Source organism: Salinicola sp., from assembly GCF_982684285.1.
This window is the reverse complement of the sequence record NZ_CEXLVS010000064.1, coordinates 1-7602: the sequence shown is the minus strand read 5'-3', so window position 1 is coordinate 7602 and position 7602 is coordinate 1. Positions and strand designations below refer to the sequence as shown.

Below are 7602 nucleotides of genomic sequence, written 5' to 3'. Positions count from 1 at the left end.
GGAGCCAGCCAGTCATCGTGCGCCTGCACGTTGCCGAGGCGCTGCGCCGAGAATGCCCGCCGCTGCGCCTCGACCAATCGCGCCAGGCGCTCGCCCCCCAGGCGTTTGCCGAGACGCTTCAACGCGCCCGACAGCTGCTTGCGAAACAGCACCTCGCCCAGTTGCGGTCCATAGTGGCGATGGTAGATCTCGCTGAGATCCTGGATGTAATCCTTGCGGATCTGTTCGAGGCGCCACTCCAGCGGCATCTCCACACGAATGCACGGCGCCGCTTTCATCGACTGCCAGAAGGTCGCCGGTATCGCCAGGCGCCCGATACGCTGCGACTCGTCCTCGACCACGCGGGCTCGTGGCAGGCGCATCAGGGCCGGCGTCAGACCGTGTTCGAAATCGATCTGCGAGGGGCCGGCCAGCGGATGCTGGCCGAAGGCCGAGCCCTTGTGACGTGCGTGACCTTCCAGGTCGACCCCCGAGTCCAGCGCGTTGATCAGTGCCGTCTTGGCACACCCTGTCAGGCCGGCGATCAGTAGCAGGGGAGCGTGGCTATGGGTTTCGAGCGCCTCGATCAGCCGATTGCGCATCGCCTTCCAACCGCCGCGAATTCGCGGCAGCGGGTGGCCTCGCTCGGCCAGCCACTGCTGTGAAATCTTCGACCGCATGCCACCGCGGAAGCAGTAGATCACGCTATCCGGCGCCGATTCGATCGCCTGCTCCCAGGCGGCAAGACGCGACTCACGACGATCGCCCGATACCAGGTGGTTGCCCAGTTCCACCGCCGAGGCCTGACCGGCGTGCTTGTAACGGATCCCGACCTCGCGGCGCTCGTCGTCGTCCATCAGCGGCAGGTTGATCGCACCGGGCAAGGCACCGGCCGAGAACTCGATCGGCGCGCGCACATCGATCAGAGGCCGCTCCAGCAGCGCAAGGTCGGCGTCGACGAACTGATTGCCCTTCAACCGCGCACCTCGATCAGTCCAGCGCCGCCGCGGGGGGTGACGCACTCGCCGAAGGCCTCCAGCTTGAGCTGGTGCTGGCGCCCGATCCGTTCGACATCGTCGGCCCAGGCCGGATCCACGGCCAGCAGCAGCCCGCCGGAGGTCTGCGGATCGCACAGCCACTGCCAGTGGGCGGCATCCATGTCCGGCAGCGCCTTGCCGATCGCCTCGCGATTGCGCCCCGTACCGCCCGGCACCGCACCCTGGCGCCGGTAGGCCTCGGCCTCGGCAAGCCTCGGCAGCTTGGCGAAGTCGATTCGCGCCTCGACGCCGCTGGCCGCGCACACCTCGCTCAGGTGACCCGCCAGGCCGAAGCCGGTGACATCGGTCATGGCATGCACGCCCTGGACCTTGGCCAGCTCCTTGCCGATATCGTTGGCGACCAGCATGGTCTCCCGCGCCAGACCGTGATGACCGGCCTGCAGCCTGCCCTGCTTTTCGGCCGTCGTCAGCAGTCCCACGCCCAGCGGCTTGGTCAGGTAGAGCAGATCGCCGGGCTTGGCACCGCTGTTGAGCTTGAGGTTGTCGAGATCGACCAGGCCGTTGACCGCGAGCCCGAAGATCGGTTCCGGCGCATCGATGGAGTGTCCGCCCGCCAGGGCGACGCCCAGTTCACGGCAGACCGCCTGAGCGCCGGACATGACGTCACCGGCGACTTCCGCCGGCAGCTTGTCCAGTGGCCAGCCAAGGATACCCAGCGCCATGATCGGCGTCCCCCCCATGGCGTAGACGTCGCTGATGGCGTTGGTCGCCGCAATGCGGCCGAAGTCGAACGGATCGTCGACGATCGGCATGAAGAAATCGGTGGTGGAGATCAGCCCGCGGCCGTCACCGAGATCGTAGACGGCGGCATCCTCGCGCCCCTGGTTGCCGACGATCAGGTTCTTGCTGTTGGCGCCCGGCCCCGCCTTGGCGAGAATACGGTCGAGTACGTCAGGGGCGATCTTGCAGCCGCAGCCGGCCCCATGGCTGTACTGCGTCAGGCGAATGGCACTCATCTCTGGCTCCTCGTCCCGTTCCTGGAGATATCGATCCTGGCAATCAGTTTAACCGACCCGGCGACGCGACTCAGCGCCGACGACCGGATCGCACCCTGTCGACCGCTTGGCGGCAGCGGCTACGGCCCGCCCGCTCACAGCGCCTCCAGCGCCTCGGCCAACTTGTCGACCGCCACCACCTGCATGCCGGCGGGCGCTTTCTTGGGCGCGTTGCCGCGCGGCACGATGGCCCGCGTGAAACCATGCTTGGCGGCCTCGACGATGCGTTCCTGGCCACTGGGTACCGGCCTGATCTCCCCGGAGAGGCCGACCTCGCCAAACACCACCAGCTCCCGCGGCAGCGGCCGGTTCTGGAGACTGGAGACCACGGCCAGCAACACCGCCAGATCGGCACTGGTCTCCAGCACCTTGACCCCGCCGACGACGTTGAGAAAGACATCCTGGTCGCCGGTGAACAGCCCACCGTGCTTGTGCAGCACGGCGAGCAGCATCGCCAGGCGATTGTGGTCGAGCCCCACCGCCACCCGGCGCGGATTGCCCAGCGCAGATTCGTCGAGCAGCGCCTGCACCTCGACCAGGATCGGACGGGTGCCTTCCCACACCACCATTACCAGACTGCCGGAGGCCAGCTCCTCGCTCCTCGACAGGAAGATCGCGCTAGGATTCTTGACCTCTTTGAGACCGAGCTCGACCATCGCGAACACGCCGAGCTCGTTGATCGCGCCGAAGCGGTTCTTCTGTCCGCGCAGGGTGCGAAAACGCGAGTCGCTGCCACCCTCGAGCAGCAGCGAGGCATCGATCATGTGCTCGAGCACCTTGGGCCCGGCCAGGGTGCCATCCTTGGTCACGTGGCCGACCAGCAGCAGCACGGTATTGCTCTGCTTGGCGAAGCGCGTCAGCGCCGCCGCCGACTCCCGGACCTGGGCCACGCCGCCGGGCGCCGAGCCGATATCCTCCAGGTGCATGGTCTGGATGGAGTCGATGATCAACACCTCGGGCCGCTCTCGCTCCGCCACGGCCAGCAGCGTCTCGATGCTGGTCTCGGCGAGCATCTTGAGCCCCTGGGTCGGCAGTTGCAGACGGTGGGCCCGCATCGCCACCTGCGACAGCGACTCTTCGCCGGTCACGTAGAGAACGCGCTTGCTCTGGGCCAGGCGGCAGGCCGTCTGCAGCAGCAGGGTGGACTTGCCGGCGCCGGGATGGCCGCCCAGCAACACCGCCGAGCCGGGCACCAGCCCGCCGCCGAGTACCCGGTCGAACTCCGCGAACGTGGAGCTGAAACGGGGTACCTCGGTCAGGTCTACGCCAGAGAGATCGACGACTTCCCGCGACAGCGTCCCCGCATAGCCGCCACGAGCGCCGCTGCTACCGGGAGTCGAGGCGCCGGGGCGGGCACCGCCGATGCGAATCTCGGTCAGCGTGTTCCATTCACGGCAGTTGCTGCACTGGCCTTGCCATTTGCTGTACTCCGCACCGCATTCAGTGCAGACGAAGGCGCTCTTCGCTTTTGCCACGCGCGGGGTCTCCGTCAGGCCGGGTAGAGGGTCGCAAGATGCGTATGGTGCCACAAATGGCCAGCCCACAACGACGAGAGGCGGCCCGTGGCCGCCTCTACGATCGTCAGCGTCTTGCCTACTGGCGAGTCAGGCGCAACATCTGGCCGTTCTCGAAGCGACGACGCTGGGGGTCGATCAGTTCCAGCGTGCGGTCATCGATCTTCTGGAAATAGTAGATCTGGCCTTCGCCGTTCGGCGTCAGCTCGTAGACCGTGGCCTGCGGGTCGACCGCGGTACCCGTCATCGTCTCCCACTGACCTTCGTACTGCTCGGGGTCCGGATTCTGCGGGTGATTCACGTAGTCGGCTTCGAGCGTAAAGGTGCGCTGTGACGCCGGCGAGGATTCGGAACCGTTGAGGTTGACGGTCAGGTCGATGCCATCGCAGCTACGGCAAGGCAGCGTGCCTTCGTAGGTGACGGCACTCGACGACGCGCCGGCAGAGGAATCGGCGGTGCCGGGCTGAGTCTGAGATCCTACGCTGGCACAACCGGCCAGTACGGCTACCGTGGCGGCGCTGGCCAGCAACGTCCTGATCTGCATATTGGTTCTCCTTACACTTCTGGGCCATACAGGCCGCCTTGGCGGCCACGTGACTACAGGATAGCGGTAAGTCTCGCGCATGACATCCCATTCAACCGAGAGCGTCAGACTGCCACGCGAGAGCGCTTCAATCCATTACTGGATAGTCGGTATAGCCTTCCGCGCCACCGCCATAGAAAGTCTCCGGATTCGGCTCGTTGAGGGCTGCATCACGCCGGAACCGCTCGACCAGATCCGGATTGGCGATGTAGGGGCGGCCGAAAGCGGCGGCGTCGCCCAGCCCTTTGTCGATCAAGGCCTCCGCGCGTTCGGCCGTGTAGTGCCCGCAGTAGATCAGCGTACCGCTGAAGCGCTCGCGCAAGTCGCGGCGGAAATCGTCGGTCAGTTGCGGACCTTCGCCGGTCCAGTCGGGCTCATTGACGTGCAGATAGGCGATTTGGCGACGGCTCAGTTCGCTGGCCAGATAGCGCATCATCGCCTCGGGTTCGTCATCCGATAGGCCGAAGATTTCGATGAACGGCGACAGGCGCACACCGACGCGCCCGGCGCCCATGACCTCGTTCACGGCATCGACGACTTCCAGCAGCAGACGGGCGCGGTTGACCACGCTGCCACCATAGCGGTCATTGCGCTGATTGCTGCCGGTGGCGAGAAATTGCTGCAGCAGGTAGGCATTGGCGGCATGGACCTCCACCAGATCGAAGCCGGCCCGCTGGGCGCGCTTGGCAGCCTGACGGTAATCGTCGATGACACCGGGGATTTCGTCGAGCGCCAGCGCCCGCGGGGTACTGGTCGGATGCTGGCCCGAGCTGCCGTCCTCGAACTCGACGAAACAGTTGGCCCCCTCGGCGCGCAGGGCACTGGGGGCGACCGGCGCCTGGCCATCCGGCTGCACCATCTCGTGGGAGATGCGTCCGACATGCCAGAGCTGAAGCGCGATCTTGCCACCGGCATCGTGCACGGCGTCGACGACCTGACGCCATCCGGTTTCCTGGGCATCGGTCCAGATCCCCGGGGTATAGACGTAGCCACGCGCCGTGGGAGAGATGTTGGTTGCTTCACTGATGATCAGCCCGGCACCGGCCCGCTGCGCATAATATTCCGCCTGCAATGCCCCCGGCACGCTGTCCGGGGTTCTGGCGCGCGTCAGCGGTGCCATCAGAACTCGGTTGGAGAGCTCGATGTCGCCGACGGTGATGGGCGAGAGTAGCTTTTCGTAGGACATGGTCTTCCTTGATGCGCTGTTGAACGATGTCCGTTAGGTGAGGCCGTTAGAGCACTAATCAACCCTGCCAGGCACATTCGATGGCCGCGGCTTGCGCCGTTTCAGGCCAGAGGTCACTATGAGTGCAGACCCGCCACGCTTAACAGGCACCGTAGAAAACGTCCCGCGAGAGATCATGAGTCAATTCTGGAGTCCCGCCGTTCGCGCCCTGACCCCCTACGTACCGGGCGAGCAACCGCGCGAAAGACTGATCAAGCTCAATACCAACGAGAACCCTTATCCGCCGTCCCCGACCGTCGAGCGGGTACTGCAGGCGTTCGCGGTGGACCACCTTCGTCGCTACCCAGATCCCGAGTCACTGGCGCTGCGACAGGCTTTGGCGAAGACCCATGGCGTCGAGCCGGAACAGGTGTTCGTCGGCAATGGTTCCGACGAGGTGCTGGCGCTGGCATTCCAGGCGTTCTTCTGTCAGCCGAAGCCACTGCTGATGCCGGCCATCAGCTACAGCTTCTACCCGGTCTACTGCAAGCTCTACGATATTCACTACCGTACCGTGGCGCTGGACGACCGCTGGCAGATCGCCCTGGAGGCCTTCGATTCCGACAATGGCGGTGTGGTGTTTGCCAACCCCAACGCGCCGACCGGCCATGGGCACCCCCGTCAGGCTGTCGCGCAGCTGCTGGAGCGCATCACCGAGAGCGTGGTGCTGGTCGACGAGGCTTATGTCGATTTCGGCGGCGAGAGCGTCGTACCGCTGATCGCGGACCATCCCAACCTGCTGGTCACCGGAACCCTGTCGAAAGGACGCAGCCTGGCCGGCTTGCGTGTGGGCTATGCCATCGGCTCGCGTGAGCTGATCGAGGGACTGGAGCGGGTCAAGAACTCCTTCAACTCCTACCCGATCGATATGCTGGCCAGCGACGTCGCCATTGCCTCGCTGCAGGACGAGTCGCACTTCAAGGCATGCTGCGAACGGGTCATGGCCACCCGCGAGTGGACACGCCAGCAGCTCGAGACGATGGCGTTCGAGGTCCTGCCATCACAGACCAACTTCCTGTTCGTGCGTCACCCCAAGCACAGTGGGGCAAGCCTGTTCAGCGGTCTGCGCGAGCGCGGCATCCTGGTCCGCCATTTCAACAAGGATGGCCTCAGCGACTTCCTGCGTATCTCGATCGGCACCGACGACGAGATGAACAGTCTGATCGAAGCCCTGCAGGTCATGCAGTCGGCGTGATGGCCACAAGGCCGGTACCGTCAAAACGGTATCGGCTTTCCTGCCCAATCCCAGAAACTGCCGCTCTCATCAGGGCGGCGGTCTTCCATCACTGCGAGCAATCGCTCCGCCACGAAATCTGGCGTGAAAAGCTTGCCTTCCGGAACCCTGCTCTGAAAAGGTTGGGATAGGCCGGTGTCGGTCGTTCCCGGATGCAGGCTGAGTACGATCGCCTGACGATTGTAGCGTGCCAGTTCGACAGCGGCCGTGCGCAGGAACATGTTGTGCGCCGCCTTGCTGGCCCGATAGCCGTACCACCCGCCCAGTTCGTTATCGCCGATCGATCCCACCCTGGCCGAGAGGCTGGCAATGATGGCGGGATGGCGGCCCTTGAGGGAGTTGACCAGCGTCTGGATCAGCAGAACCGGCGTGATGGCGTTGACGTGAAATAGCGTGGACAACGTCTCGGCATCCAGATCCTCGAGCCGCTTTTCCGGCGAGATCGCACGCCGCTCGTCATGCAACAGGCCAATGGCATTGAACAGCAGGTGGATGGGGTCGCCATTCACTCTGTCCCCCAGCAGCCTGCGCCCCTGTTCGGTCGTGACATCGACTTTCAGATTCTCGACTCTGGAATCCTCATGCTCGGGATCACGCCGGGAAACCGCGATGACACGCCCCGGGCGTTCGCTCTCTAGCAGACGATTAACCATGGCCTGACCGATTCCACCGCCGGCACCGGTAACGACCGCGGTAAACTGATCGGGAAGATAATCCAGCATATCGACCTCTCATGCGTGCCATGCCCGATCAATACACTAGCTCATGCGGCGCGGAGAGGAACGTTTCAGGCCGTTGAGCCGACCCTTTGAACCTAGACATGGACGCCGCTGCAGAGCTATCTCATGGATCGCAGCCCGCAGCCCGCAGCCCGCAGCCCGCAGCCCGCAGCCCGCAGCCCGCAGCGATCGTGTGCCGGACAAAGAAAAACCCCAGCTTCTTTCGAAGCTGGGGTTTCTGAATAAGTGCCTGACGATGACCTACTCTCACATGGGGAGACCCCACACTACCATC

General features: G+C 64.7%; 7 protein-coding genes. 1 reads left to right on the top strand and 6 read right to left on the bottom strand.

The annotated features are described in order from the left end of the window. The 5 genes from mnmH to AC3AYF_RS07710 all read right to left on the bottom strand — a co-directional run. Window positions 1-956, bottom strand: a 956-nt coding sequence (gene mnmH / locus AC3AYF_RS07730; RefSeq protein ID WP_487779585.1) for a tRNA 2-selenouridine(34) synthase MnmH, incomplete at its 3' end; no start/stop codon positions are given. Next, window positions 953-1993 (bottom strand): selenide, water dikinase SelD, encoded by a 1041-nt coding sequence (selD, locus tag AC3AYF_RS07725; protein WP_295036932.1) that lies wholly within the window; start codon window positions 1991-1993, stop codon window positions 953-955. The genes mnmH and selD, both read right to left, overlap by 4 nt. A gap of 134 nt (window positions 1994-2127) precedes the next feature. Then, window positions 2128-3507, bottom strand: a complete 1380-nt coding sequence (gene radA, locus AC3AYF_RS07720) for a DNA repair protein RadA (RefSeq protein WP_487779584.1) — start codon at window positions 3505-3507, stop codon at window positions 2128-2130. 118 nt (window positions 3508-3625) lie between these two features. Beyond that, window positions 3626-4090, bottom strand: coding sequence for a copper resistance protein NlpE N-terminal domain-containing protein (locus AC3AYF_RS07715; RefSeq protein ID WP_487779583.1), 465 nt, complete (start codon window positions 4088-4090; stop codon window positions 3626-3628). Window positions 4091-4217: 127 nt separating this feature from the next. Next, window positions 4218-5315, bottom strand: a complete 1098-nt coding sequence (locus AC3AYF_RS07710) for an alkene reductase (RefSeq protein ID WP_298846300.1) — start codon at window positions 5313-5315, stop codon at window positions 4218-4220. A gap of 175 nt (window positions 5316-5490) precedes the next feature. On the opposite strand from AC3AYF_RS07710, the gene hisC reads away from it, so the two are divergent. Continuing rightward, window positions 5491-6549, top strand: coding sequence for a histidinol-phosphate transaminase (gene hisC, locus AC3AYF_RS07705; RefSeq protein ID WP_487779582.1), 1059 nt, complete (start codon window positions 5491-5493; stop codon window positions 6547-6549). Between the two features lie 20 nt (window positions 6550-6569). Here the strand turns inward: hisC and AC3AYF_RS07700 are convergent, their stop codons facing one another. Then, a complete protein-coding gene (locus AC3AYF_RS07700; RefSeq protein WP_487779581.1) occupies window positions 6570-7310 on the bottom strand; it encodes an SDR family NAD(P)-dependent oxidoreductase in 741 nt (246 codons plus the stop codon). Between the last annotated feature and the right edge of the window lie 292 nt (window positions 7311-7602).